This window comes from Bradyrhizobium sp. ISRA436, from assembly GCF_029910015.1.
GTDB lineage: Bacteria > Pseudomonadota > Alphaproteobacteria > Rhizobiales > Xanthobacteraceae > Bradyrhizobium.
In genome coordinates this window covers 4,238,774-4,262,049 of sequence record NZ_CP094519.1, presented here as the reverse complement: position 1 = coordinate 4,262,049, position 23,276 = coordinate 4,238,774, and the positions used below count along the sequence as shown (strand labels likewise).

Sequence of the window (23,276 nt, the reverse complement as noted above, 5' to 3'; positions counted from 1 at the left end):
TAGACGTTGCCGTTCTGGTCGACCGCCATGACGTGCAGCAGCGCCAACTGGCCGGCATTGCGGCCGCTGTGGCCGCGTCATTGCGAGCGCAGCGAAGCAATCCATTCCTCCGCGAGTGCGGGCGCATGGATTGCTTCGTCGCTTCAGCGCAAAATTGCTTTGCAATTTTGTCGCGAGCTCCTCGCAATGACGGGCGGTGGGAGTGCCTTCACGCCGGCGGCTGAAAATTCCGCAGCGTGCGCGCCTTGTAGTCGTAGAGCTTGCCGGTCTCGGTCCAGTCGGGCGCGCACATCGGCACGATGAATTCGGCGGCCATCTCGGGCGTATCCAGCGTCATCGGGTCTTCGCCGGGAAACACAGCAGCCCGCATCCGGGTGCGGATCGGGCCGGGGCTGAACAGGTTGACGCGCAGCTTGGTGTTGGCGGTCTCGTTGGCCCAGGAGCGCACCAGCGCCTCGAGTGCGGCTTTCGACGCCGCGTAGGGCCCGAGATAGGCGTTGGCCTTGTAGGCCGCGCCCGAGGTGACGAACACCGCGCGGCCGGCATCGGATTGCTTCAGCAGCGGATCCATGCAGCGGATCAGCTGGAAGTTGGCGGTGACGTTCACCGCCATCACGTCGTTCCACGGCTTCAGTTCGATGTGGCCGAGCGGCGAGGAGGGACCGGCGACGCCGGCATTGCCGACGAGGATGTCGAGCTTGCCGTGGCGCTCGTGCAGCGCAAGCCCGAGCCGCGCGATGCCCTCGTAATCGGTCATGCTGAGCGGCACCAGCGTGGCGCTGCCGCCGTCCTTGCGGATCTCGTCGTCGAGCTCCTCCAGCCCTCCTTGCGTCCGCGCCACAGCCACGACATGCGCGCCGGCCCTGGCGAGCGCGACCGCGGTGGCATAGCCGATGCCGCGCGAGGCGCCGGTCACGAGGGCGATACGGGAGGCGAGGGGTTTTGTCATGAGCCGCTCTCTTCGTCATGCCCGGCCGGTAGCGCGAAGCGCGTCTTCGCGCCAGACGCGCCGGGCATCCACGTCTTTGGAGCGGGTATTACAGACGTGGATGGCCGGGACAAGCCCGGCCATGACGGAAAACAGCGTGTTCCTGCGCGTCAGCTCGCCTCGGCGAGCAGCGAGAGCTGGCGCGGCGCGGGCTCGACGTCGCTCTGGTCGGTGAGGTGGGTCGGATAGGCGCCGGTGAAGCAGTGGTCGGCGAATTTCGGGTTGGCGGGATCGCGCCCCTGGTAGCCCATCGCACGGTACATGCCGTCGATCGACAGGAAGGCGAGCGAGTCGGCGCCGATGATCTCGCGCATCTCCTCGACCGAGTGGGTGGCCGCCAGCAGGCCGCCGCGGTCGGGCAGGTCGATGCCGTAATAGTCGGGATAGAGGATCGGCGGCGAGGCGAGGCGGAAGTGCACCTCGCGAGCGCCAGCGTCGCGCATCATGCGCACGATCTTCTTCGAGGTGGTGCCGCGCACCAGACTGTCGTCGATCAGGATGATGCGCTTGCCCTCGATCGCGGCGCGATTGGCCGAATGCTTCATGCGCACGCCGAGCTCGCGCACGCTCTGGGTCGGCTGGATGAAGGTGCGGCCCACATAGTGGTTGCGGATAATGCCGAGCTCGAAAGGCACGCCGGAATACTGGCTGTAGCCGACCGCGGCGGGCACGCCCGAGTCAGGCACCGGCACTACGACGTCGACATCGGGATGGCTCTCGCGCGCGAGCTGGGCGCCGAAGGCCTTGCGCACGTCATAGACCGAACGGCCGCCGACGATGGAATCCGGCCGGGCGAAATAGATGTATTCGAAGATGCAGGGCCGCGGCGGCTTCGGCGGGAACGGCTTGTGGCTGTGTGCGCCGCTCTCGTCGAACACGATGATCTCGCCGGGTTCGATGTCGCGGACATATTTGGCGCCGATCATGTCGAGCGCGCAGGTCTCCGAGGTCAGGATCGGGCGGCCGTCGAGATCGCCGAGCACCAGCGGCCGGATGCCGAGCGGGTCGCGCGCGCCGATCAACTTCTTGTTGGTCAGCGCGACCAGCGCGTAGGCACCCTCGATCGCGCGCAGCGCCTCGATGAAGCGGTCGATGAAACGGGCGCGCTTGGACTGCGCCACCAGATGCAGGATCACCTCGGTGTCGGTGGTCGATTGCATCATCGCGCCGCCCTTCACGAGCTCGCGGCGCAGGGTCAGGGCATTGGTGAGGTTGCCGTTGTGGCCGACCGCGAAGCCGCCGGCATTGAGCTCGGCGAACAGCGGCTGCACGTTGCGCAGGATGGTGGCGCCGGTCGTGGAGTAGCGGACATGGCCGACCGCGGCGCTGCCGGGCAGTCTCTCGATCACCTCGCGTCGGGAGAAGGTGTCGCCGACGAGGCCAAGACGGCGCTCGGAATGGAAGCGGCTGCCGTCGAAGGAGACGATGCCCGCGGCCTCCTGGCCGCGATGCTGGAGGGCGTGCAGGCCGAGCGCGGTGATGGCGGCGGCTTCCGTGTGGCCGAAGATGCCGAACACGCCGCATTCCTCGCGGAGCGAGTCGCCATCGAGATCCGGGTGTCGGAGATCGTCCTGCAATTCGATCGGGCCGAGGTCGAGATCCAGTTGGTCGGCGTGATCGGAAGGGGTCTGCATCTCGTTCATCGCCTCTCGTTGGGGCCCGTCAAAGTCAATGGCCTGCGGGTTTCTCGATCAGCCTTTTAAGGCTGTCGCGGGCAGGTTTGCTATAGCTGTCGCCCGACGCGGGCGTGGTCGCCTGATCGGGATCGGCAGCAGAATCATCGTCCGGCTTATTCTTTTTGAACTTCTTTAAGATGGTGTTCTCGGGGTCGTCAGGCAAGAGCGACATCAGCCAATCCCCGGTTCCCTGCAGCACCACCCGGGACTTCGCCCCGCTCACCCAGTCGGGCCGCTGCTTGTCCGGGACCAGCCAGGTGAAGAACATGAACGCCACGACCACGATCAGGAGGCCGCGGGCCAGGCCGAACAGGAAGCCCAGCGTCCGGTCCAGCGCGCCGATCCGCGAATCCAGGATCATGTCGGAAATGCGCACCGTGATGATGGAGACCACGATCAGGGTGCCGATGAAGGTACCGGCTACCACGACCACGGCCGCGACCGTGTCGTTGTTGAAATAGGTCTTGGCGGTCGGCAGCAGCTTCGAGAACGCATACAGCGTCACCAGCGCCGCGGCGCCCCAGGCCGCGATCGACAGGATCTCGCGCATGAAGCCACGCACCATGGCGAGCAGGCCCGAGATCAGCATCACCCCGAGCAGGACGAGATCAAGTATCGTTATGGGCATCGGCTGGTCAGGTCCGCTGGTACGTTTGGGTACGCTGTTAATGGCTCTCGCGAATCGGCATGTCGGTGCCGTCCTAACTGAGGCGCATCGGGTGCGTCCGACAAGGCCGGAGAGCCACCTGTCCCGCGCGGCGGATGTATAGCGGCGGGGCGCGCGCGCGTCACGCCCGCTTTAGCTGGTCTCGCGACGGAATCGGGCCGGTGTGGCATTTTTCTCAACCGGATCAGGGCCTCCGGAGCCGCCCAGGTCGGCTTTTGGCGCCCCCGGGTCGCCTCTTGGCGCACCCCTGTTGCCCCTCGGTGTTCCCCGGTCGCCTCTTGGCGTACCGCGCGCGGCGATTTCGGCGACCAGCGTGGTCAGATTGCCGACGCTGTTGAGCGACAGCCCGGCGTCGCCGCCGGTCTCGCCGCGGGCCGATTCGGGCAGGATGGCGCGGCCAAAGCCGAGCTTTAAGGCCTCCTTCAGCCGCGCCGGCGTCTGCGCCACCGGGCGGACCGCGCCAGACAGCGAAATCTCGCCAAAATAGACCGCGTCGGTCGGCAGCGGGGCGTTTACCAGCGAGGAGACCAACGCGGCGGCCGCGGCGAGGTCCGCCGCCGGTTCCTGGATGCGCAACCCGCCGGCGACGTTGAGATAGACGTCGTGGCCGGAGAGTTTCACCCCGCAATGGGCCTCCAGCACCGCCAGCACCATCGACAGCCGGCTCGGGTCCCAGCCGACCACGGCGCGGCGGGGTGTGCCGAGCGAGGTCGGCGCCACTAGCGCCTGCAATTCGACCAGCACGGGCCGCGTGCCCTCGATGCCCGCGAACACCGCCGTGCCGGGGCTGCCGAGGTCGCGTTCAGAAAGGAACAATTCGGACGGGTTGGTGACCTCGCGCAGGCCGAGGCCGGTCATCTCGAACACGCCGATCTCGTCGGTCGCGCCGAAGCGATTCTTCACCGAGCGCAGGATGCGGAACTGCTGCGAGCCCTCGCCCTCGAACGAGAGCACCGCATCCACCATGTGCTCGACCACGCGGGGGCCGGCGATCTGGCCGTCCTTGGTGACGTGGCCGACCAGGATGATCGCGGCCCCGGTCTTCTTGGCAAATCTGATCAGCGCCTGCGCGGAAGCGCGGACCTGGGTGACGGTGCCGGGCGCCGATTCGACGGTGTCGGTCCACATGGTCTGGATCGAGTCGATCACGATCAGGCGGGGCACCGTGCCTTCCGACAGCGTCGAGACGATATCCTCGACCGAGGTCTCCGAGGCCAGTTGCACCGGCGCATCCGCGAGCCCGAGCCGGTCCGCTCGCAGCCGCACCTGCGCCACCGCCTCTTCGCCCGAGATGTAGACCACGCGATGCCCGGCGCGCGCCATCATGCTGGTCGCCTGCGTCAGCAGCGTCGACTTGCCGATGCCGGGGTCGCCACCGACCAGCAGCACCGAACCGCGCACGAAGCCGCCGCCGGTGACGCGATCGAGCTCGGCCATCCCGGAGGAGAGGCGCGGGGCGTCCTGGGTCTTGCCCGAAAGCGACTCCAGCGCGAACGTCCGGCCCTTGCGCTTGCTGCGGATCGAGACCGGCACCGAGCCCGAGGTGTCTTCCTCGGCCAGCGTGTTCCACTCGCCGCAGGCGTCGCACTTGCCCTGCCAGCGATTATACGCCGCGCCGCAGTTCTGGCAGACGAAGGAGACTGTGTTCTTGGCCATGGGCAGGTGAGTCGTACTGTCGAGCACCGTGCATAACATGGTTCGACTGGCGAGCACGATCCATCAATGATTGGGCACCTGCCGGACGGCGGGGATCAGCGGGAGAATATCCGCGTTCCGGCCGACCATCGTGGCTTGTCGCCGACCGGGCTTGCGCCGATCTCCCATCCGACGCCGCCCCAGAGCACGTCGACCGCGCCGAGCTCTCCGGCCATATCGCGGACGTAAAAGACATTCGGCTTGGCGTTGGTTTCGAGAGGGCCGCTGCTTCCGTTGGGCTGCTGCTTCAACAGGCACCAGACATCGGCCAGCCGGCTCTCGTGGCCCTGATCCAGCTTCGCCAGGATCTCCTTGTCGCTTGACGCGGCGCTCAGGACATAGGTCTGCAACGAAGTGCCGCCGATATCGTCCTCGACCTTGGTCGCGAACCGGCGCGCGAAGGTCGCGCCGAGCCACGAGATCTTGACGGCGGCGCTTGACGAGATGTCTTCGGCGAAATGTTCCCGCGCGACGAACTTTTCAGGGATCGCCGACGTAGACGATGGATCGGCAGGTTCCTCAGCGTTCCGGTGCAGGGAACATGCAACACGGTTAGCCGCAACGGTCGAATCCGGCGCCGCCGGTTTGGTGTCGTCGGCAGCGAGGCTGAGGCCCGGTGCAGCCAGAAGGAATGCCAGCGACAGGGTGAGGCTTGGCCGGGGCATATTGTTGTTGTCCTTGAGTTCGCTTGGTCCGCGAAGACAAGGTAAACCGCATCGAGCAGATGTAAATCAAAGATGCAATTTCTGGTTAAGGATAAAAAGTAACGACAACTACAATCCAGTTTGAATCAAATTCGCTCGATGCCGATTCGTGAGCGCTGAATTTTTTGCACGGCGACGCGTGTTGTGAAGACGTTGGTGCAGGCCATCCGGTGAGACGACCGCCGTCAATGTTCGGTCGTCTCTTTCCTAGCTGCGCAGCGCGCGCGTCGACAGCAGCATCGGCGAGTGCTCGCGCGGCGTGAAGCCGGTCGGCAAGGCGCGGCAACATCTTGCTTCTGCGCGGAGCGGATCGCTCCAGCGCCAGTGCACGCGCCAGGACGGATTGTGCGCGTAAGCTGGAATGCGCCATACCCAGATGGTCTCGTAGACGCTGTCTCCGAAATGTTCGACGTCGGGTTTTGCCGTTGGCCAGAGAGCCGAGCCGACGAGGGCGACCGTCAAAGTCATTGCCGCTGCAATAATCATTTTGCGCATCACGCGCCTACCTTTCCTGCCTGTCGCGGACAAATAATCCGCGACGTCCAAATTCTGTTCGATACGTCGCGGGCCTTGGCTTCGGGCGGCATCGACAATAATTGCCGCTGAGTTTGCGGCGCCGCCGTTTGCGCACGATGCGTGTCGTCCGGGGTCTTGGGTCTGCACCCAAGGCTACGATCGATCTCGCAATCCGCGCCTGAGCAAAGTCCTTTTTCCGCAACGATCGAACGCAAGTAATACGATTGTCATAATCGGAGTGATCAGGTGTAGGCAACCGGGAAAACAACCGGGAGTGAACGGGCGGCAAAACTCTTTCGAGTTAACCAGCATCGAACGGCAAAAGCCCGTAGAATTACGTTGTGGATTGCACGGTGCAGGCGTCGGCGATCGAATGCAAGTGACGATCGTCATGGCGAAATGTCCGCGAGCGGCCGCGCAACGCGGGACCTAGCGCAATACGGCTGACCACAGCAGTGATGCGCCGGCGATCAGCATGATGCCGTCCATCAGCAAGCGAAACGCCTCGGGCTTCAGGCGTAGCACGAAGCGCTTGGCGATGAAGGCGCCGGCCATCAGAGACGCGCCGGCGATCAGACCCTTCAGCGCCACAGTGGCGGTGAGTGCGCCGAAGCGCTCGAACGTCACCGACTTGCTCACATAGAGCCCGAGCGAGCTTGCCGCTTCGGTGGCGAGGAACGCGCCGCGCGAAAGGCCGTAGAACAGGAACAGCGGCACGCTGAGCGGCCCGGTCGAGACCACGATGCCGGTGAGGTAACCGATCACGGCGCCGCCGACCGCGAGATGCCAGAGCCTGGCCTTCAGTCTGTGCCGCGCCAGCCAGTGCCGCACCGGCACCATCGTGATCAGAAACACGCCGATCGCGACGTCGACCGCGCGCGAGGGCAGAGCGAGCAGCGTCCGCGCGCCGAGCGCTGCGGCCGGAATGCCGGTGATGGAATAGGCCACGCAGGCGCGCCAGTCGACCTCGCGCCACCAGGCCAGGATGCGCGAGAGATTGGCCATCACGGATGCGACCGCCATGATGGGCACGGCCTGCTTCGGCCCGAACTGATAGACCAGGATCGGCATCAGCATGATCGACGAGCCGGTGCCGACGATGCCGGAGATGGTGCCTGCAACCAGGCCGACGATGAGGACGAAGAGATAGCCCACGCGCGTACTCCGACCCGTTGACCGCCCCTAGCGCTGATTTGCCCGACGGCGCAAGACCCCGCATCAAAAATATTTCTGTTTTACAGAAGTGCAACTCAATGTATGAATAGCCCGTCTCACCTGTCTGAGGGGCGCTTCGCGATCGTCACGAGTGTTGGGTCGAGATGCGGTGGACGCCGAGCGCGTGACTGACGAGCACGCATGAGGCGGACGGCGAAATCGTGCAGGCCTGACGCCCTAGTGGCAGGTGTCTCCTTGCAAAGCGCGAAGCGCTTTTGCAAAGACGGTGACAACAAAGCCCAGTCTCGCCGGGGAGAGCACGTATAAGCCGTAAACCATCGCGCAGGGAAAGCCGGAGTGTTTCCGGTTTCACCTGTGGTCCTACCTCCCGAGCTTTCCATTTGCTCGGGACCCATGGGTGCGATCGGCACCCGGCTTTCCCTGCGCCCTCTGCTTGATGAGAGGGCGGAACGACATGCAAAGCTCGGACGATTCACGTCGCGAGAACGCGAAGCCATATCTCCACGACTGTCATCGCCCGCGAAAGCGGGCGATCCGGTATTCCAGGGGCAGCAGTGATTGATCCGAGAGGCCGCAGCGTACTGGATACCCCGCATGCGCGGGGTATGACGGCGGGGCGATGGATTGCTTCCGCCGTCGCCGAGGCTTCGGCGGACAAGTCGTCGCTAACGCTTCTCGCAATGACGGTGGAAGCCCATCACTTCAACACCACCCACGCCGGCGCATGGTCGCTGGCGCTGTCCTCGCCGCGGATGTCGCGATCGACGCCGGCCTTTTCGAGCCGCGACGCCAGCGCGGGGCTGAGCAGGAGATGATCGAGCCGCAAGCCGGCATCGCGTGGCCAGCGGTTGCGCTTGTAGTCCCAGAAGGTGAACATCGGCGCGTCAGGATGCAGCGTGCGGATCGCATCGCACCAGCCCTGGTCGACCAGCGCCTTGAACGCGGCGCGGCTCTTCGGCTGGATCAGCGCGTCGTTGTCCCAGGAGCGGGTCGGATAGATGTCGAGCGTATCAGGCGCGACGTTGTAGTCGCCGGCGAGCACGACCGGAACGTCCTGCTTGAGCAGCTTGGCGGCGTGCGTGCGCAGCCGCTTGAACCAGGCGAGCTTGTAGTCGAACTTCGGTCCGGGCTGCGGATTGCCGTTCGGCAGATAGAGGCTGGTGACGACGATGCCGCGCACCGCGGCCTCGATGTAGCGTGCCTCATGGTCGTCGCGGTCGCCGGGCAGGGCGGTACGGATCAGCACCGGCCTGGTCTTGCGCGCGAGGATCGCAACGCCGTTCCACGTCTTCTGTCCCTGCCACACTGCGCCATAGCCGGCGTTCTCGATCGCTGCATGCGGAAACTCGGCCTCGCTCGCCTTGAGCTCCTGCAGGCTGACGACGTCGGGTTTCGCCGCGTGCAGCCAGCGCAACAGGTTTGGCAGGCGGCGATTGATGTTGTTGATGTTGAAGGTCGCGATCTTCATGCGTCCAAGCGATCGCGAACCCTTCCGCGGTCAGCTCGATGCCGCGACAGACGCAGCCGGCGCTGGCGCCACCGGCTCGGCAGCGGCACCGCCGCCCTTGTAGACCCGCGCGAAGCGGCGGCCGAGGCTGGTCAGCACCTCATAGCCGATCGTGCCGAAATGGTGCGCGATCTCGTCGACCGTGATGCCTTCGCCGATCAGCGTCACCATGTGGCCGCGGCGCGCGGCGTTCTGGTCGAGATCGGTGATGTCGACCGCGATCAGGTCCATAGAGACGCGGCCTGCGATCGGGCAGCGCTTGCCGGCGACTACCACTTCGGCGCCGCGGGTGCCGTCATTGGCGCTGGCGGCGCGGAAATAACCGTCGGCATAGCCGGCTGCGATGATGGCGAGCCGGGTCGGCCGTCGCGCGGTCCAGGTACCGCCATAGCCGACGGTCTCGCCGCGATCGATGTTGCGGATCTGCACGATGCGCGCCTTGAGGTCGACCACCTGCTGCATCGGGTTGTCGGCCTCCGGCGTCGGGTTCACGCCATAAAGCGCCGCGCCGGGCCGTACGATGTCGAACTGGAAATGCGGGCCGAGGAAGACGCCGGACGAGTTCGCGAGCGAGGCTGGCACGCCCGTGAACAGGCTCGCGATCTCCCGGAAGGTCGCAAGCTGCCTGGCGTTGGTGGGATTGTTGAGCAACTCGGCGGAGGCGAGGTGGCTCATCACCAGCGCGATGCCGTGATCGCCGGCATTGATGCGCGGGATGATGCCCTGCGCCTCGCTGACCGTGAGCCCGAGCCGGTTCATTCCGGTATCGATATGGATCGCCGCGCCGCCGGACCAGCCGGAGCGGCGGCAGAACACGTCCCATTCGGCGAGTTCGTTAAGGTCGCCGATCACAGGCTTGCAATCGATCTTGGCGTAGCGGTCGCCGGTGTTCTGGAAGAAGCCGCCGAGCGAATAGATGGTGGCCTGGGGAGCTGCCGCGCGCACGACGGCGGCCTCATCCACTGTGGCGACGAAGAAGGTCTTGCAACCGGCATTGGCGAGCGCGCGCGCAACCTGCTCGGCGCCGCAGCCATAGGCGTTGGCCTTGACCACGGCGGCGCATTCGGCCGGGATCGCGGTCTTCTCGAGCCTGCGCCAGTTGGCGACGATGGCGTCGAGGTCGACGGTGAGGATGCCGGTGGCGGCCGGATCGGCCGCCAGCAGGTTGGCTTCGGGCGTCAGCTGCGATTTCGCGTCGGTCACGATGTTCATGCGGCAGTTGTACGCGCGGGGCTTCCGGCGTTCAACCGCGTCAGGTCGGTAAAGCCACTTCCGTTCCGATGGTATCGGCGCGGGGCTCTCGCTTCTTGTTCTGACGCGTTCTCTTTACGCGAACCGGTATCCACCTCGCTCGACAACGCTTTAGTAGCCGCGATCCGGAACCTGGCCGTCGGGCGCGAGATCGCCGAACCGGGTGACGCTGGCTTCGAAGTGCAGTTCGACGGTTCCGGTCGGGCCGTGGCGCTGCTTGCCGATGATGACTTCGGCCTTGCCGTGGGCGAGGCCCATCTCGGTCTGCCACTTCTCATGTTCGGGGGTGCCGGGGCGCGGCTCCTTGTTCGCGAGGTAGTATTCCTCGCGATAGACGAACATCACGACGTCGGCGTCCTGCTCGATCGAGCCGGATTCACGAAGGTCGGAGAGCTGCGGCCGCTTGTCGTCGCGGTTTTCGACCTGACGCGAAAGCTGCGACAGCGCAATCACCGGGACGTTCAATTCCTTCGCCAGTGCCTTCAGGCTGGTGGTGATCTCGGTGATTTCCTGCACGCGGTTATCGTTGCCGCGCTTGCCCGAGCCTTGCAGCAGCTGGATGTAGTCGATCACGATCAGGTCGAGGCCCTTCTGCCGCTTGAGACGGCGGGCGCGGGCGGTGAGCTGCGAGATCGACAGGCCGCCGGTCTCGTCGACATAGAACGGCAGCGACTGCAGCTCGATCGAGCAGTCGCGGATCTTCTCGAAGTCCATTTCGGTGATGCCGCCACGGCGGATCAGGCTCGAGGGGATGCCGGTGCGCTCGGCCAGAATACGGGTGGCGAGCTGCTCGCCGCTCATTTCGCAGGAGAAGAAGCCGACGGCGCCGCCGTTGACGGCCTTGGTGGTGCCGTCCGCCTGCACCTCCGGCACGTAGGCCTTTGCGATGTTGTAGGCGATGTTGGTCGCCAGCGACGTCTTGCCCATGCCGGGGCGGCCGGCGAGAACGATGAGGTCGGACGGCTGCAAGCCGCCCATCCGGGCGTCGAGGTCGCGCAGGCCGGTCGAGATGCCCGACAGCTTGCCGTCGCGCTGGAACGCCTTCGCCGCCATGTCGACGGCAACCGTGAGGGCCTGCGAGAAGCGCTGGAAGCCGCCGTCATAGCGGCCGGTCTCGGCGAGCGAGTAGAGCTGCCGTTCGGCATCCTCGATCTGCGCGCGGGGAGCGAAATCCACCGGCGCGTCGTAGGCGACGTTGACGATCTCTTCGCCGATCCGGATCAGGTCGCGGCGCAGGCAGAGGTCATAGATCGTGCGGCCGTAATCCTGCGCGTTGATGATGGTGGTCGCCTCGGCGGCAAGCCGGGCGAGGTATTGGCTGACCGTCATGCCGCCTATGTCGAGATCGGCGGGCAGGAAAGTCTTCAGCGTGATGGGGGTCGCGACCTTACCCATCCGGATCAGACTTCCGGCAGTTTCGTAGATCTGCTGGTGGATGGTTTCGAAGAAGTGCTTCGGCTCCAGGAAGTCCGAGACCCGGTAGAAGGCGTCATTATTGACCAGGATCGCGCCCAGAAGGCTCTGCTCCGCTTCGATGTTGTGCGGTGCACTCCGGTACGCCGGTGTTCCGGCGTCAGGCGCGAGCGTGTGGACGTTCGAATCAATCAAGGCCATGGACGAGCTTATTCTTCTGATTTCGTCGTTACTGGGATTTTCGGATGTGGGGCCGCGATCAAGCGCCAGCCCGGCACGAAGCGAAAGGCGGGATGTGCCTTATGCACGATTCACACAACGCATGGTGTGAATCCCGGACGGCAGGACGCATTCGGCTTGACGGGGATTCGTCGAGAACCGGGGAGGGCGGGGCTGGGGAGCGGTGTCGTTGGCGAGAGTTGGACGCGGCCTGAACCTTTTGCCGGGCTGGCGCACCCATCAGAAGGCGAGGTGGCCGTTCGTTCCGATTCTTCAGACGAGGATGAGGAAGGCCAGTGCGATCAAGGCTGCCGCCACGCCGGTTGCGATCAAGGCGTAGTCGGTCACGATATCGCGCTGCGGGTCCAACATCGATCGGTATGTTTCTCGACTCATACCGGACCACTACGACGAACCGGACAGGGCCTCTGTGAAGCAGGTCACACCTGCCGCATTTTATTTGCGGCATGGTTGCGGGAACGACCTGGTGATTTCCGGGTTGTTGTCGCTCAGCGAAGATACGGCGACGATGGCGCAGGAGTTTCAGACATCGCGGTGTGTGGTCGGCCGGGCGGAAAGCCTCGACCGGCGCTGGCTGGCGAGGCTGATCGAGGCCATGGAGCAGGCCGCTCGCCCAGAGACCCGCAGCGTTCCCTGCGATGCCAACCTGATTTCAGCGGTTTCGGCCCATCTGGCGCGCCCGGCATCGGCCTTCGCCCAATACGGGTCGGCCTACAACCTTCGCAAGTAGCCGCTCTCGTCTTTTCGTCAGACTTACTCGCCGGCGAGCTGCAGCCGGGGCGTGGCGGCGTCCGCCTCCTTGAGCCGCAGCCGCGCTTCCTCGCGCCCGATATAGTCGCGCGTCATCGGCACAACGCCCTGCCGCTTGGTGAGTTGCAGCTGGAAGTTCATCATGTTCTGCACGCGGAACGACATCTCCGCCGCCGCCAGATAGAACTCCCACATCCGGGCAAAGCGCTCGTCGTACAGCCGGACGGCCTCCTCGCGCCGCGCCATGAACCGGTCGCGCCACGCCTTCAGCGTCTCGGCGTAGTGCAGGCGCAGGATCTCCATGTCGCAGACGAGCAGTCCGGCTTTCTCGATCGCGGGCATGACCTCGGAGAGGGCCGGGATGTAGCCGCCGGGGAAGATGTATTTCCTGATCCAAGGGCTGGTGACGTCGGGACCGGTCGAGCGGCCGATCGAATGCAGCATCATGACGCCGTCGTTGCTCAGGAGCTCGGCGCAGCGCTCGAAGAAGGTCTCGTAGAAGGCCACCCCGACATGCTCGAACATGCCGACCGAGATGATGCGGTCGAACGGGCCGGGGATGTCGCGATAGTCCTGCAGCAGGAAACGCGCCGACTGGGCAAGGTTGCGCTCGGCGGCGCGGGCATTGGAAATCTGCAGCTGTTCGGTCGACAGCGTGACGCCGGTGACGTCGGCGCCGGTCATTTCGGCGAGATAAAGCCCAAGTCCGCCCCAGCCGGAGCCGATGTCGAGGACGCGATCGCCGGGCCGCACCAGAAGCTTGGCGGTGAGGTGGCGCTTCTTGGCGAGCTGAGCATCGTCCAGCGTCGCGTCGGGCGTCTCGAAATAGGCGCAACTATATTGCTTGTCGGCGTCGAGGAAGAGCGAGTAGAGGCGCCCATCGAGATCGTAGTGGCGGGCGACGTTGTTCCTGGACCGGCCCCGGACATTGAGCTGCTGGATGCGCCGTCCGAGGAAGCGCAGGCCCGACTGCAGTCGGGCATAGTTCGGCAGTATTTTGGCTTGGCCCATCAGGACCGCCAGCGCATCCGCGATGGTGCCTTGTTCCACCACGAACGTGCCGTCCATGTAGGCTTCGCCGAGATAGAGCTCTGGATCGAGGAGAACGCGGGCTTCAGCCGCGGTGCTCGTGAAACGGACGGCAACCGGTATGCCGCTTCCGTCGCCGCAGGTGAATTTCATTCCGCTTGCGGTCGTGAACGTGATCGAACCGCGCCGAACGAAGTGCCCCAAGAAGTATCGCAACAATCGATCCATCGATACACCAACGGAACGGCAAGCTGCTTGCGCCCGACACAACCGGAGCGGTGTGCCCCGATGTGTCCCCATCGCTACAAACATAGGCAGGGAATTAGATCGCGCTATTGCATTGTGGTCAAAGCCGATATTCCGAAATGTGACAATACCGTGTGTGCATCATGGACGCGCTTCCATTCGCGCGATAATCGGATAAAAGGTGACCGTCGCCATGGACCCCGGCGGCGATTTTCCGGAATCTGGAGACTTAAGGGAATGTTGAGCCGAGCCCTCAGTCTGGCGGCGGTGACGCTTTTGATTGGCTGCCTTCCGGCAGCAACCGCGCAAGCGCAAAACCTCGAGGCCGGCAAGAGCCCCTCCCAAATCTTCTCGAGCACCTGCACGGCGTGCCACAAGAGCCCGCGCGGCCTGCTCAAGACCGTGCCGGCGTCCTCGCTGCCGGGCTTCCTGCGCCAGCACTACACGACGTCCAGCGACATGGCCGGGGTGCTCGCGTCCTATCTGATTTCGAACGGCGCCAACGACCCGCGCTACCAGGCGAAGGATCAGCCCAAGGGAGCCAAGGACGGTCGGCACGAGGCGAGGCAATCGCCGGATCAGGCGGAGCGTTCGGGCCCCCGGCGGCAGCCCAGTGCAGCGCCGCAAGAGGCGGCGCGGCCGGACGCGGACGGCTTGACGCCGGGCGAGGGTCATCCTCACCGCAGGGGCAAGCGCATGGCGCGCCCGAGCGAGGCGCCCGAAGGCGTTAGACCCGCCGAGGGTGAGCCGCCGGCCGCGGGCGAGGGCAAGCCCTCCCGCCATAAGCGCGGTCGTCGCGGCAAGCCTAGTGAGGAGAAGCCCGGCGAGGCAGCAAAGGGCGAGACGCCGAACGACGAGTCCAGGGCCGCCAGGAGCCAACAGAAGGGCGAGAGCGAGAAGCCGGCGAACGCCAAGCCTGCGTCGGACAAGTCCGACAACGCCAAGGTCGATGCTCCCAAGGAAGCCACTGGCAGCGAATCGACCCCGCTGCGCTCTGATCCCGTACCGCCAGTGACGCCCGCTCCGGCTGCCGCGCCATCGCCTTCGCCGGCTCCTGCGGCTGGCGCGCCGGCCCCGAGCCCGGCTGCGGCCGCTTCGCCAGCGCCGGCATCCGCAGCTCCGCCGGCCACGGCAGCTGCGCCCGCTCCAACGCCGGCCGGGTCGTCCGAAGCTCCGGTGTCGAAGTAATCCCCAAAGCCCGGCCCTCACAGGCCGGGCAAATTCTTGACCGCAATTAGAGTAATGCTCTAGAGTGTTGATCTAGTTAGGAGGAGAAGCGGGTGACCACAGCGCGCGAGGATCTGCTGGAAGCGGGGCTGGCGGTGTTCGACCGGGATGGCTTCGAAGGCGCGACGGTTGCCGCGATCCGGACCCGGGCGCGGGCCTCCAATGGCAGCTTCTTCCACTTCTTCGCCTCGAAGAAGGAGCTGGCCGGAACTCTCTTCCTGGAGATCCTGCAGCGCTACCACGCCGCGATCATGACCTCGGTCGATGCATCCTGCGGCGCGAGCGAGGGCGTTGCGCGGCTGATCCGCGCCCATCTCGATTGGGTCGTGAGCAACCGGCGCGAGGCGCGTTTCCTGTTCGAGATTTCGCGCAGCGAGTGGAGCGAGGAGGTGCGCGGCGCCCAGCGCAGCGAGAATGCGCGGCTCGCCGACGGGATCGAGCGCTGGCGCGCGCCGCTGCTTGCCCGCGGCGAATTGCTGCCGATGAGCGCGGTGCTGTTCTTCAGCCAGATCATCGGTCCGGCGCAGATCTTCTGCCGGGCCTATCTGTCGGGCCGCGACCGCAGCGACCCGCGGGAACAGGTCGAGACGCTGATCGCCTGCGCGATCCGCGCGGTGGTGGCGCCGGGAGCGGCGCACAGAGCAGGAGGGACTTCATGAGCGAAACCGATCCGGATTTTGCGCCGATCGCGACACGGATCCGCGACAATGTCGGCCGCCAGGGCTTCATGGGCCATGTCGGCGCGGAATTGGCGGAGCTGTCGCGCGGCGCCTGCACGCTCGCGGTCGACCGCCGGCCCGAACTGTTGCAGCAGCACGGCCTGTTTCACGGCGGGGTCACGGCGTTCCTGGTCGACAATGCCACGACGATCGCGGCCGCGACGTCGCGCGGCCAGCCCGCGCTGACGGCGGAGTACAAGCTGAACCTGCTGTCGCCGGCGTCGGGCGATCGCCTGATCTGCCGCGCGCGGGTGATCAAGCCGGGACGTCAGGTCGCGGTGGTCGCAGCCGACGTGTTCTGCGTGATCGATGGCAAGGAAAGGCATACCGCGACGGCGCTGGCGTCGATCGCGATGCTCGACGACGCGGCGGCGGCACGAATCCAAAGCCCGGCCTGATCAGGCCGGGCTTCAGTCGGTGGCACGTTGGAAACGCGCTTACTTCTCTTCTTCGGCTGCCGGGGCCGGCTCGACCTCGTCGTGCTGGGCTTCCGGATCGAAGAATTCGCCGGCGGCGGCGAGCGCCTCGGCGGCGGCGTCCTGGTCTTCCTGACGGGTCGAGATGTCCTCGCCGCGCTTGATCCGTTCGGCCTCGTCGGCGGAGCGGGCGACCGTCACGACGATGCTGGCTTCGACTTCTGGATGGACGGCGATCGTGACCTTCTGCTGGCCGATCACCTTGATCGGCGTGTCCAGCCAGACCTGCGGACGCGTCACCGTGACGCCGTCGGCGGCCAGCGCGGCGACGATGTCGCGCACCGAGACCGAGCCGAACAGCTGGCCGGATTCGGAGGCCTGGCGGATGATGACGATGTCGCGGCCGTCGATCTTCTCGGCGACCTGGGCGGCTTCGCCCTTGGCCTTGATGTTGTTGGCCTCGAGCTCGGCCTTCATGCCGTCATACTTGGCGCGGTTGTCGGCGGTGGCGCGCAGCGCCTTGCCGCGCTTCAGCAAGAAGTTGCGGGCATACCCGTCCTTGACGCGGACGATCTCGCCCATCTGGCCAAGCTTGGCCACGCGCTCCAGCAGAATGACTTCCATGTTCGTTCTCCTTTAGATGCTAAGTATTGGATTGAGTGGTTGGTTCTGACGTCAGGATGCCGGCAGCGGCGGCGGCCTGCTGCGCAGGTAGCGTTGCCGCAGTCCGAACAGGGTATCGGCAATGCCGAGCGCCACCATCGCGGCGATCGGCCAGGTGAAGACGACGACGGCAGTGTAGGCGCAGCCCAGCCAGAAGCCGCGGTTGGTGAGCGACAGCGTTACCGTGTGCAGCACGGCGAAGCCGACGAGGGTGTAGACGATCACCAGCGCGGTCGTGACGATCTGTGCCAGGATGGCGAGAAGGCCGCCGACGAAACTCAGGCCGATCGCCACCAGCAGCGCGACCAGCGTCATCGGCGGCAGCGCGGTCGAGCGCAGCTCCGGCCAGGGCCGGTTCAACCGTCCCGAGATCTGTGTGACCTTGCCGGCGAGCCACAGGTTCACCGTCAGCGTGACCATCGCTACGACCGTTGCTGCGATCGGCGCGACGACCACGAGCAGCTTGACGAGCTGCTCGATCTTGTCGCTGGACTGCACGTTGCCGGCACTGAACACCTTGAGCAGCCCGCGCCGCAGCTCAGAGGCAATCGTCTGGGCGTCCCAGCCGAGCGTCAGCAGCGTGCCGGCCGTGGTGACAACGGCGAAGGCCGCGACCCAGAGCAGGATGCGGCCGACTGGATACCATTCGAGCTGTAGAGGGGCTGCTTCCGCGGCATCGCCAGCGGGGGCGCCGCTGATCGGCCGGCCGAGCAGCGCAAGATGGCCGAGCCACCAGCCGGGCAGGGCAACCATCGTGGCAAAGGCGATCCCGTAGGGAAGTCCGAGGATCGCACCGACGCTTGCGGCCGCGATGATGCCGCCGATCGCGGCGGCGAGCGGACCCCAACCGAGCGCCGTCACCATCAGCGGCAACGGTGCGAGATAGAACAGCAGCAACGAGATCAGCGCGCCCGAAATGATCGAGGCGAACATCAACGCCGACGCAGCGCCGGCCGCAATGGCAACGATGAATATTCCGATCATCAGCTGTCCCGCTCCTTTCGAGCGGTTAGAGGCTGTCTTGCGAGAGCCCCAACCATCGGCGACCGGACGACCCGGAAGCCTTATGAAGATAAGCGGCCGGCGACGCGCGCCGCCGGCCGAAGGCGATTACCTGATAACGTAGGGCAAGAGGCCGAGGAAACGCGCGCGCTTGATGGCGCGGGCGAGTTCACGCTGCTTCTTGGCGGAAACGGCCGTGATGCGGCTCGGCACGATCTTGCCGCGCTCCGAGACGTAACGCATCAAAAGCTTGGAATCCTTGTAGTCGATCTTCGGCGCATTCGCGCCCGTGAACGGGCAGGACTTGCGGCGACGGAAAAACGGACGGCGGGCACCAGCGTCAGCCATGATTCTTTACTCCTCGGTCGCTGCGTCTTCTTCGCGCGGACGGCGCGGGCCACGGTCACCACGGAAACCGCCTTCGCGGTCACCACGGAAGCCACCGCCTTCGCGGTCGCCGCGGAAGCCGCCGCCGCGGTCATCGCGTTCGCGGTCACGGTCGGCCTTGCGCATCATCGCCGACGGGCCTTCCTCGTGCTCTTCGACGCGCACGGTCAGGTAGCGGATGACGTCTTCGTTGATCCGCTCCTGGCGCTCGATCTCGGTGACGACAGCCGACGGAGCGTCGATGTTCATCAGCACGAAGTGCGCCTTGCGGTTCTTGTTCATGCGGTAGGTGAGGGAGCGCACGCCCCAGTTCTCGGTCTTGGTGACCTTGCCGCCGCCCTGCTCGACGATACCCGTGACCTGGGTGGTCAGTTCATCGACCTGCTGGGTGCTCGAGTCCTGACGCGCGAGGAAAACATGCTCGTAAAGAGGCATGGGTGTCCTTTCATGTGTTGGCGCGGTTCCCGGCGACAAGCCCTTCGAGGCCTTCGGAAAGGACTCGAGCTGCTCAGAAGGCGGAAGCACGGGACGACGAGCCGACTGGCCCTGCCACATCAAAATCAACGAGTGAATTTGCTGAGACCGTCCGTTCAGCTCCCGGCCGGGGCCCACGGATGGCGCGCTTTATACGGATTTTGGCTGCGAAGGCAAGGGTTCTTGGCCCCGCCCAGATCTTATCGGCGAGGGCGACCTCGCGGGGGGCGCTCTCGCGCCCATCATGGCACGGTTCTCTGTTGATTTCTTTGTTTGTATGTCATACAAATATCTACGGGAGGACGATGATGGGTTCGGAGACCGCTATCGGCATGCCTGTGCCCGATCCGAAGCACGCGGTCCGCGCGACACGGTCGGCAGGCCGCAAGATGCGCTCCCTGCTGCTCGACGGCGCCAGCCGCCTGTTCAAGGAACGGGGGCTGTCGGGGACCTCGATCTCCGATATCGCCGCGGCGGCCGACGCCTTTCCCAGCCAGATCACCTATTACTTCCGCACAAAGGAGGCGCTGTTCGTCGAGGCCGCCTGCCGCGACATGCTCTATCTGGCGCGCGCGACCGAGCAGGCCGCCCTCAAGGCCCACTCACCGCGCGACTACACGCATGTGCTAGCCGAGACCGTCACCGCGACCGATACGGTCGCCTTCTTCGCCGAAGCCCTGACCCTGACCAGGCGCCGACAGGACCTCGCGCCGCTGGTCGAACGCACCATCGAGCGGTTGCACAGCGAAGGCGCGCGCGCCTATGCGGGCCAGGTCGAGCGGCATGGCTGGCGAACGCTGCGCGCGCCCGAGGAGAGCTCGCGGCGATTCTGGGCGGTCGCGATTGGCGTGATCGTCGAAGGCTTTGCGATGGGCCGCGCGCCCGAAGAGATGTGCCGCGAGCTCCTGCGCGCGCTCGGCGAGCAGGCGAGGGCGACATCGGCACACGAAGCCACGCGGCTCCGCCTGGTCGGCGATTCCAGCACTTCAGCCTTATCGGACGGGGAGACGAGCACATGACCGCGCTTCGCATGCGTGCCCGCGAGTTCCTGACCGATGACGAACTGGTCGCGGTTCGGCAGCGCGCGACATGGAAAGGCGTCGCCCTGATCGCACATGCATGGGCGCTGATCCTGGGCGCGATCGCGCTCATGGCTTGGTGGCCCAATCCGCTGACCTATCTGCTGGCCGTTGCGATCATCGGCTCGCGTCAACTCGGGCTTGCGATCCTGATGCATGACGGTGCGCATGGCTGCCTGTCGGCGGACGAGACGACCAACCTGGCGCTGAGCCAATGGTTCTGCGCTTATCCGATCTTCGCCGAGACCCGCGGATATCGCCGCTATCATCTGCAGCATCACGCGCGCACGCAGCAGGAGGACGATCCGGACCTCGTGTTGTCGGCGCCGTTTCCAATCACGCGGCTGAGCTATCGTCGCAAGTTCTTCCGCGATATCACCGGCCAGACCGGCTACCAGCAGCGCAAGGCGCAACTGCTCAACGCGCTTGGGCCGAAGGAATGGCCGTTGTCGCGGCGCGCCGCGAATTTCTGGGACAAGCTCGGGCCGCAATGCCTGACCAATGCGGTGCTGTTCGCGGGCCTCGCCGCTGCCGGCGTGTGGTGGGCCTATCCGCTGCTCTGGCTGGTGCCGCTCCTGACCTGGATGATGGTGATCACGCGCATCCGCAACATCGCCGAGCATGCCGTCGTGCCCGACAGCTCCGATCCCTTGCGCAATACCCGCACCACGCACGCGAATTTTCTCGAGCGTCTTTTCATCGCGCCTTACTACGTGAACTACCATCTCGAGCATCACCTGCTGTTCTACGTGCCCTGCTACAACCTGCCGCGCGTCCATCGCATCCTGAGCAGGAGCCGATATGCCGACAGGATGGAGGTGCAGCCGGGCTACGCCGCCGTGCTGCGGCTCGCGACCGGCAGGCCTGACCACGAGGATCGGCCGGGGCAACTGGTCAACAGCGCGCGCCGGGCAAGGGCGGGCGCGAAGGTTAATGCCGACCAGAACGCCGGCGGCTTCTAGCCCGAAGATCGTCCGGCATCCCCAGGGTTCCTTCGGCGCGGCTTGACACGGCGGCCTTCGGCAGTGTCTTACGGCCCGGTCCGAGGCATGGTTCATGGCATGGACCGGACCCGCCGAGGCATTTTTCGCGCGACGCGGATACCGTTCTCCCCGCAGCAGACGCTGGGCGTTTGCGGGGAAGTTCACGCTCAACGAGGTAGGGAGCGCCGATGACGGCAGCATTTACGTTTCCCGGGCAGGGCTCGCAGGCGGTCGGGATGGGCAAGGCCCTGGCCGAGGCCTTTCCGGTCGCCAAGGCGGTGTTCGACGAGGTCGATTCCGCGCTGGGCGAGAAGCTGACCGCGACGATCTGGGACGGCCCGGCCGAGACGCTGCAGCTCACCGAGAACGCGCAGCCGGCCCTGATGGCGGTCTCGATCGCGACCTTGCGCGTGCTGGAGACCGAAGCCGGCTTTTCAGTCGGCCGTGACGCCGCCTTCGTCGCCGGGCACTCGCTCGGCGAGTATTCGGCGCTGGCCGCGGCCGGCAGTCTGACCGTCAGCGACACCGCGCGCCTGCTGCGCACCCGCGGTCTTGCGATGCAGAAGACGGTACCAGTGGGCGCCGGCGCGATGGCCGCGCTGCTCGGGCTCGACTATGAGGCGGCCGTGGCGGTCGCCAACGAGGCGGCGCAGGGGCAGGTGTGCCAGGCCGCCAACGACAATGGCGGCGGACAGGTCGTGGTGTCCGGCGACAAGGCCGCCGTGGATCGCGCGGTCGAAATCGCCAAGACCAAGGGCGCCAAGCGCGCGATGCTGCTGCCGGTGTCGGCACCCTTCCACTGCAAGCTGATGCAGCCGGCGGCCGATGCGATGGCGCAGGCGCTGGCCGGCGTCACCATCAAGCCGCCCGCGGCGCCGCTCGTCTCCAACGTGCTGGCCTCCGCCATCACCGACCCCGACGAGATCCGCCGTCGCCTGGTCGAACAGGTCACCGGCACCGTGCGCTGGCGCGAGTCGGTTGCCTATATGGCAGGGCAGGGCGTGACGCGATTCTTCGAGATCGGCGCCGGCAAGGTGCTGAGCGGGCTGGTCAAGCGCATCGCCGACGGCGCAGTCGGCGTGTCCGTCGGCGGTCCGAACGACATTGCTGCAGCCAAGGACGCATTGGCAGCGTCGGCGTGAGCGGCCGAGAGGAGATTTCGATGTTTGATCTGACTGGCAGGACGGCGCTCGTCACGGGTGCGACCGGAGGCATTGGCGGCGCGATCGCGCAGGCGCTGCATGCACAGGGCGCAACGGTCGCGATCTCGGGCACGCGGCGCGAGGTGCTGGATGGCTTTGCCGCCAAGCTCGGCGACCGCGTGCACGTGTTGCCCTGCAATCTCTCCAGCAGGGACGAGGTCGAGGCATTGGTGCCGGCGGCGGACGCGGCGATGGGGCAGGTCGACATTCTCGTCGCCAACGCCGGCATCACGCGCGACAACCTGTTCGTGCAACTGCGCGACGAGGATTGGGACGACGTCATCGCGGTCAACCTGACGGCAACCTTCCGATTGGCGCGCGCCGCAACCAAGCTGATGATGCGCAAGCGCTTCGGCCGGATCATCGCGATCACCTCGATCGTCGGCGTTACCGGCAATCCGGGGCAGGGCAACTACACCGCGTCGAAGGCCGGGATCATCGGCCTGATCAAGACGCTGGGCGCCGAATATGCCAAGCGCGGCGTGACCGCCAACTGCATCGCGCCGGGCTTCATCAAGACGCCGATGACGGACGCGCTCAACGAGAAGCAGCGCGAAACCATCCTGGCGAAGGTTCCTGCGGCGCGACTCGGGACGCCCGAAGACATCGCTGCCGCGGCCGTCTACCTGGCCTCCAACGAAGCCGGTTACGTCACCGGACAGACGATTCACGTCAATGGCGGGATGGCCATGATTTGAGCTGCTACTGGCTCTCGCAATGCGGCGAAAGGCCGTTTTCGGGAGCCGGTTCAGGCGTGTAGTCAAGGCTTGGGAAGTATGATAGCTGAACCCCCCACGGATGGGCGAAGAACGCCATTGCAGGATTTTGAAACCCTGTATATTGGCGTGACGATGCCTGCCGTTCGCCGGGGCTTAGTCGGCTACGACCGGGCCGAATCAAGACTATGCGCGATTGAGTAATCGAGACGACCACGATGGCTCGTATCGTCTTGGGGTCGGGTCCAATGGAACAACGAGGTTGAACGATGAGTGAGATTGGCGAGCGGGTTAAGAAGATTGTGGTCGAACACCTCGGTGTCGAACCGGACAAGGTGGTCGATAGCGCAAGTTTCATCGATGACCTCGGCGCCGACAGCCTCGACACGGTCGAGCTCGTGATGGCTTTTGAAGAAGAATTCGGTTGCGAGATTCCCGACGATGCCGCGGAAACGATTTTGACCGTCGGCGACGCGACCAAGTTTCTCGAGAAGAACGCGAAGAGCTGACGCTTTTAGCGGAGTTGACGGAGCCGGACGGACCGTTGTCG

24 protein-coding genes are annotated in these 23,276 nt (G+C 65.5%); 9 read left to right on the top strand and 15 right to left on the bottom strand.

Features of this window, described 5'->3' with window-relative positions; translation table 11 throughout:
* Window positions 1–208: 208 nt before the first annotated feature.
* The 10 genes from MTX23_RS20220 to MTX23_RS20175 form a co-directional block, all read right to left on the bottom strand.
* On the bottom strand, window positions 209–949 hold the full coding sequence (locus MTX23_RS20220) for an SDR family NAD(P)-dependent oxidoreductase (RefSeq protein ID WP_280971965.1): 741 nt from the start codon (window positions 947–949) through the stop codon (window positions 209–211).
* A 149-nt stretch (window positions 950–1,098) separates the two neighbouring features.
* The gene (gene purF / locus MTX23_RS20215) at window positions 1,099–2,622 is read right to left on the bottom strand and encodes an amidophosphoribosyltransferase (RefSeq protein WP_280978126.1); all 1,524 of its coding nucleotides are present in this window, start codon (window positions 2,620–2,622) and stop codon (window positions 1,099–1,101) included.
* 34 nt (window positions 2,623–2,656) lie between these two features.
* Entirely contained in the window at window positions 2,657–3,292 is a 636-nt protein-coding gene (locus tag MTX23_RS20210) for a CvpA family protein (protein ID WP_280971964.1), read from the bottom strand.
* 171 nt (window positions 3,293–3,463) lie between these two features.
* Window positions 3,464–4,987 carry a DNA repair protein RadA gene (radA, locus tag MTX23_RS20205; RefSeq protein ID WP_280971963.1) on the bottom strand — a complete coding sequence of 508 codons (1,524 nt, stop codon included), beginning with the start codon at window positions 4,985–4,987 and terminating at the stop codon, window positions 3,464–3,466.
* 95 nt (window positions 4,988–5,082) lie between these two features.
* Complete coding sequence (locus MTX23_RS20200) at window positions 5,083–5,691, bottom strand: hypothetical protein (RefSeq protein WP_280971962.1); 609 nt, start codon at window positions 5,689–5,691, stop codon at window positions 5,083–5,085.
* Between the two features lie 246 nt (window positions 5,692–5,937).
* Window positions 5,938–6,393, bottom strand: a complete 456-nt coding sequence (locus tag MTX23_RS20195; protein ID WP_280971961.1) for a hypothetical protein — start codon at window positions 6,391–6,393, stop codon at window positions 5,938–5,940.
* Window positions 6,394–6,675: 282 nt separating this feature from the next.
* A complete protein-coding gene (locus tag MTX23_RS20190) occupies window positions 6,676–7,401 on the bottom strand; it encodes a sulfite exporter TauE/SafE family protein (protein ID WP_280971960.1) in 726 nt (241 codons plus the stop codon).
* Between the two features lie 718 nt (window positions 7,402–8,119).
* On the bottom strand, window positions 8,120–8,890 hold the full coding sequence (gene xth / locus MTX23_RS20185) for an exodeoxyribonuclease III (protein WP_280971959.1): 771 nt from the start codon (window positions 8,888–8,890) through the stop codon (window positions 8,120–8,122).
* Between the two features lie 30 nt (window positions 8,891–8,920).
* Window positions 8,921–10,141, bottom strand: a complete 1,221-nt coding sequence (gene alr, locus MTX23_RS20180) for an alanine racemase (protein ID WP_280971958.1) — start codon at window positions 10,139–10,141, stop codon at window positions 8,921–8,923.
* Between the two features lie 150 nt (window positions 10,142–10,291).
* Window positions 10,292–11,794: a replicative DNA helicase gene (locus MTX23_RS20175; RefSeq protein ID WP_280971957.1), complete on the bottom strand. Its 1,503-nt coding sequence runs from the start codon at window positions 11,792–11,794 to the stop codon at window positions 10,292–10,294.
* Between the two features lie 448 nt (window positions 11,795–12,242).
* Here MTX23_RS20175 and MTX23_RS20170 point away from each other — a divergent pair, with 448 nt between their 5' ends.
* Window positions 12,243–12,563: a hypothetical protein gene (locus MTX23_RS20170; protein WP_280971956.1), complete on the top strand. Its 321-nt coding sequence runs from the start codon at window positions 12,243–12,245 to the stop codon at window positions 12,561–12,563.
* 23 nt (window positions 12,564–12,586) lie between these two features.
* Here MTX23_RS20170 and MTX23_RS20165 read toward each other — a convergent pair whose 3' ends face one another.
* Complete coding sequence (locus MTX23_RS20165; RefSeq protein ID WP_280971955.1) at window positions 12,587–13,840, bottom strand: cyclopropane-fatty-acyl-phospholipid synthase family protein; 1,254 nt, start codon at window positions 13,838–13,840, stop codon at window positions 12,587–12,589.
* A gap of 255 nt (window positions 13,841–14,095) precedes the next feature.
* Between MTX23_RS20165 and MTX23_RS20160 the strand changes: the two genes are divergently transcribed.
* The 3 genes from MTX23_RS20160 to MTX23_RS20150 all read left to right on the top strand — a co-directional run bounded on the left by MTX23_RS20160 (window position 14,096) and on the right by MTX23_RS20150 (window position 16,202).
* The gene (locus MTX23_RS20160) at window positions 14,096–15,046 is read left to right on the top strand and encodes a hypothetical protein (protein WP_280971954.1); all 951 of its coding nucleotides are present in this window, start codon (window positions 14,096–14,098) and stop codon (window positions 15,044–15,046) included.
* A 92-nt stretch (window positions 15,047–15,138) separates the two neighbouring features.
* Complete coding sequence (locus tag MTX23_RS20155) at window positions 15,139–15,744, top strand: TetR/AcrR family transcriptional regulator (protein WP_280971953.1); 606 nt, start codon at window positions 15,139–15,141, stop codon at window positions 15,742–15,744.
* Complete coding sequence (locus MTX23_RS20150) at window positions 15,741–16,202, top strand: PaaI family thioesterase (RefSeq protein ID WP_280971952.1); 462 nt, start codon at window positions 15,741–15,743, stop codon at window positions 16,200–16,202. The genes MTX23_RS20155 and MTX23_RS20150 overlap by 4 nt, the downstream gene beginning before the upstream one ends.
* Before the next feature lie 39 nt (window positions 16,203–16,241).
* Here the strand turns inward: MTX23_RS20150 and rplI are convergent, their stop codons facing one another.
* From rplI to rpsF, 4 genes are all read right to left on the bottom strand, one after another.
* Window positions 16,242–16,844 (bottom strand): 50S ribosomal protein L9, encoded by a 603-nt coding sequence (gene rplI / locus MTX23_RS20145; RefSeq protein ID WP_280971951.1) that lies wholly within the window; start codon window positions 16,842–16,844, stop codon window positions 16,242–16,244.
* Between the two features lie 51 nt (window positions 16,845–16,895).
* Window positions 16,896–17,867: a DUF2232 domain-containing protein gene (locus MTX23_RS20140; RefSeq protein ID WP_280971950.1), complete on the bottom strand. Its 972-nt coding sequence runs from the start codon at window positions 17,865–17,867 to the stop codon at window positions 16,896–16,898.
* A 126-nt stretch (window positions 17,868–17,993) separates the two neighbouring features.
* Window positions 17,994–18,233 (bottom strand): 30S ribosomal protein S18, encoded by a 240-nt coding sequence (rpsR, locus tag MTX23_RS20135; protein ID WP_016844287.1) that lies wholly within the window; start codon window positions 18,231–18,233, stop codon window positions 17,994–17,996.
* A 6-nt stretch (window positions 18,234–18,239) separates the two neighbouring features.
* A complete protein-coding gene (rpsF, locus tag MTX23_RS20130) occupies window positions 18,240–18,707 on the bottom strand; it encodes a 30S ribosomal protein S6 (RefSeq protein ID WP_280971949.1) in 468 nt (155 codons plus the stop codon).
* A gap of 347 nt (window positions 18,708–19,054) precedes the next feature.
* Here rpsF and MTX23_RS20125 point away from each other — a divergent pair, with 347 nt between their 5' ends.
* From MTX23_RS20125 to MTX23_RS20105, 5 genes are all read left to right on the top strand, one after another.
* Complete coding sequence (locus tag MTX23_RS20125; RefSeq protein WP_280971948.1) at window positions 19,055–19,765, top strand: TetR/AcrR family transcriptional regulator C-terminal domain-containing protein; 711 nt, start codon at window positions 19,055–19,057, stop codon at window positions 19,763–19,765.
* Window positions 19,762–20,787: a fatty acid desaturase family protein gene (locus tag MTX23_RS20120; protein WP_280971947.1), complete on the top strand. Its 1,026-nt coding sequence runs from the start codon at window positions 19,762–19,764 to the stop codon at window positions 20,785–20,787. The genes MTX23_RS20125 and MTX23_RS20120 overlap by 4 nt, the downstream gene beginning before the upstream one ends.
* 209 nt (window positions 20,788–20,996) lie before the next feature.
* Window positions 20,997–21,950, top strand: coding sequence for an ACP S-malonyltransferase (fabD, locus tag MTX23_RS20115; protein WP_280971946.1), 954 nt, complete (start codon window positions 20,997–20,999; stop codon window positions 21,948–21,950).
* A gap of 20 nt (window positions 21,951–21,970) precedes the next feature.
* Window positions 21,971–22,708, top strand: coding sequence for a 3-oxoacyl-[acyl-carrier-protein] reductase (fabG, locus tag MTX23_RS20110; protein WP_280971945.1), 738 nt, complete (start codon window positions 21,971–21,973; stop codon window positions 22,706–22,708).
* Between the two features lie 287 nt (window positions 22,709–22,995).
* The gene (locus MTX23_RS20105; RefSeq protein ID WP_139482977.1) at window positions 22,996–23,235 is read left to right on the top strand and encodes an acyl carrier protein; all 240 of its coding nucleotides are present in this window, start codon (window positions 22,996–22,998) and stop codon (window positions 23,233–23,235) included.
* Window positions 23,236–23,276 lie beyond the last annotated feature (41 nt).

Coding starts and splice junctions, on each gene's coding strand:
- MTX23_RS20220 (WP_280971965.1), bottom strand. CDS start 949: ATGACAAAACCCCTCGCCTCCCGTATCGCCCTCGTGACCGGCGCCTCG.
- purF (WP_280978126.1), bottom strand. CDS start 2,622: ATGCAGACCCCTTCCGATCACGCCGACCAACTGGATCTCGACCTCGGC.
- MTX23_RS20210 (WP_280971964.1), bottom strand. CDS start 3,292: ATGCCCATAACGATACTTGATCTCGTCCTGCTCGGGGTGATGCTGATC.
- radA (WP_280971963.1), bottom strand. CDS start 4,987: ATGGCCAAGAACACAGTCTCCTTCGTCTGCCAGAACTGCGGCGCGGCG.
- MTX23_RS20200 (WP_280971962.1), bottom strand. CDS start 5,691: ATGCCCCGGCCAAGCCTCACCCTGTCGCTGGCATTCCTTCTGGCTGCA.
- xth (WP_280971959.1), bottom strand. CDS start 8,890: ATGAAGATCGCGACCTTCAACATCAACAACATCAATCGCCGCCTGCCA.
- alr (WP_280971958.1), bottom strand. CDS start 10,141: ATGAACATCGTGACCGACGCGAAATCGCAGCTGACGCCCGAAGCCAAC.
- MTX23_RS20175 (WP_280971957.1), bottom strand. CDS start 11,794: ATGGCCTTGATTGATTCGAACGTCCACACGCTCGCGCCTGACGCCGGA.
- MTX23_RS20165 (WP_280971955.1), bottom strand. CDS start 13,840: ATGGATCGATTGTTGCGATACTTCTTGGGGCACTTCGTTCGGCGCGGT.
- MTX23_RS20160 (WP_280971954.1), top strand. CDS start 14,096: ATGTTGAGCCGAGCCCTCAGTCTGGCGGCGGTGACGCTTTTGATTGGC.
- MTX23_RS20150 (WP_280971952.1), top strand. CDS start 15,741: ATGAGCGAAACCGATCCGGATTTTGCGCCGATCGCGACACGGATCCGC.
- rplI (WP_280971951.1), bottom strand. CDS start 16,844: ATGGAAGTCATTCTGCTGGAGCGCGTGGCCAAGCTTGGCCAGATGGGC.
- MTX23_RS20140 (WP_280971950.1), bottom strand. CDS start 17,867: ATGATCGGAATATTCATCGTTGCCATTGCGGCCGGCGCTGCGTCGGCG.
- rpsR (WP_016844287.1), bottom strand. CDS start 18,233: ATGGCTGACGCTGGTGCCCGCCGTCCGTTTTTCCGTCGCCGCAAGTCC.
- rpsF (WP_280971949.1), bottom strand. CDS start 18,707: ATGCCTCTTTACGAGCATGTTTTCCTCGCGCGTCAGGACTCGAGCACC.
- MTX23_RS20125 (WP_280971948.1), top strand. CDS start 19,055: ATGGGTTCGGAGACCGCTATCGGCATGCCTGTGCCCGATCCGAAGCAC.
- MTX23_RS20120 (WP_280971947.1), top strand. CDS start 19,762: ATGACCGCGCTTCGCATGCGTGCCCGCGAGTTCCTGACCGATGACGAA.
- fabD (WP_280971946.1), top strand. CDS start 20,997: ATGACGGCAGCATTTACGTTTCCCGGGCAGGGCTCGCAGGCGGTCGGG.
- fabG (WP_280971945.1), top strand. CDS start 21,971: ATGTTTGATCTGACTGGCAGGACGGCGCTCGTCACGGGTGCGACCGGA.
- MTX23_RS20105 (WP_139482977.1), top strand. CDS start 22,996: ATGAGTGAGATTGGCGAGCGGGTTAAGAAGATTGTGGTCGAACACCTC.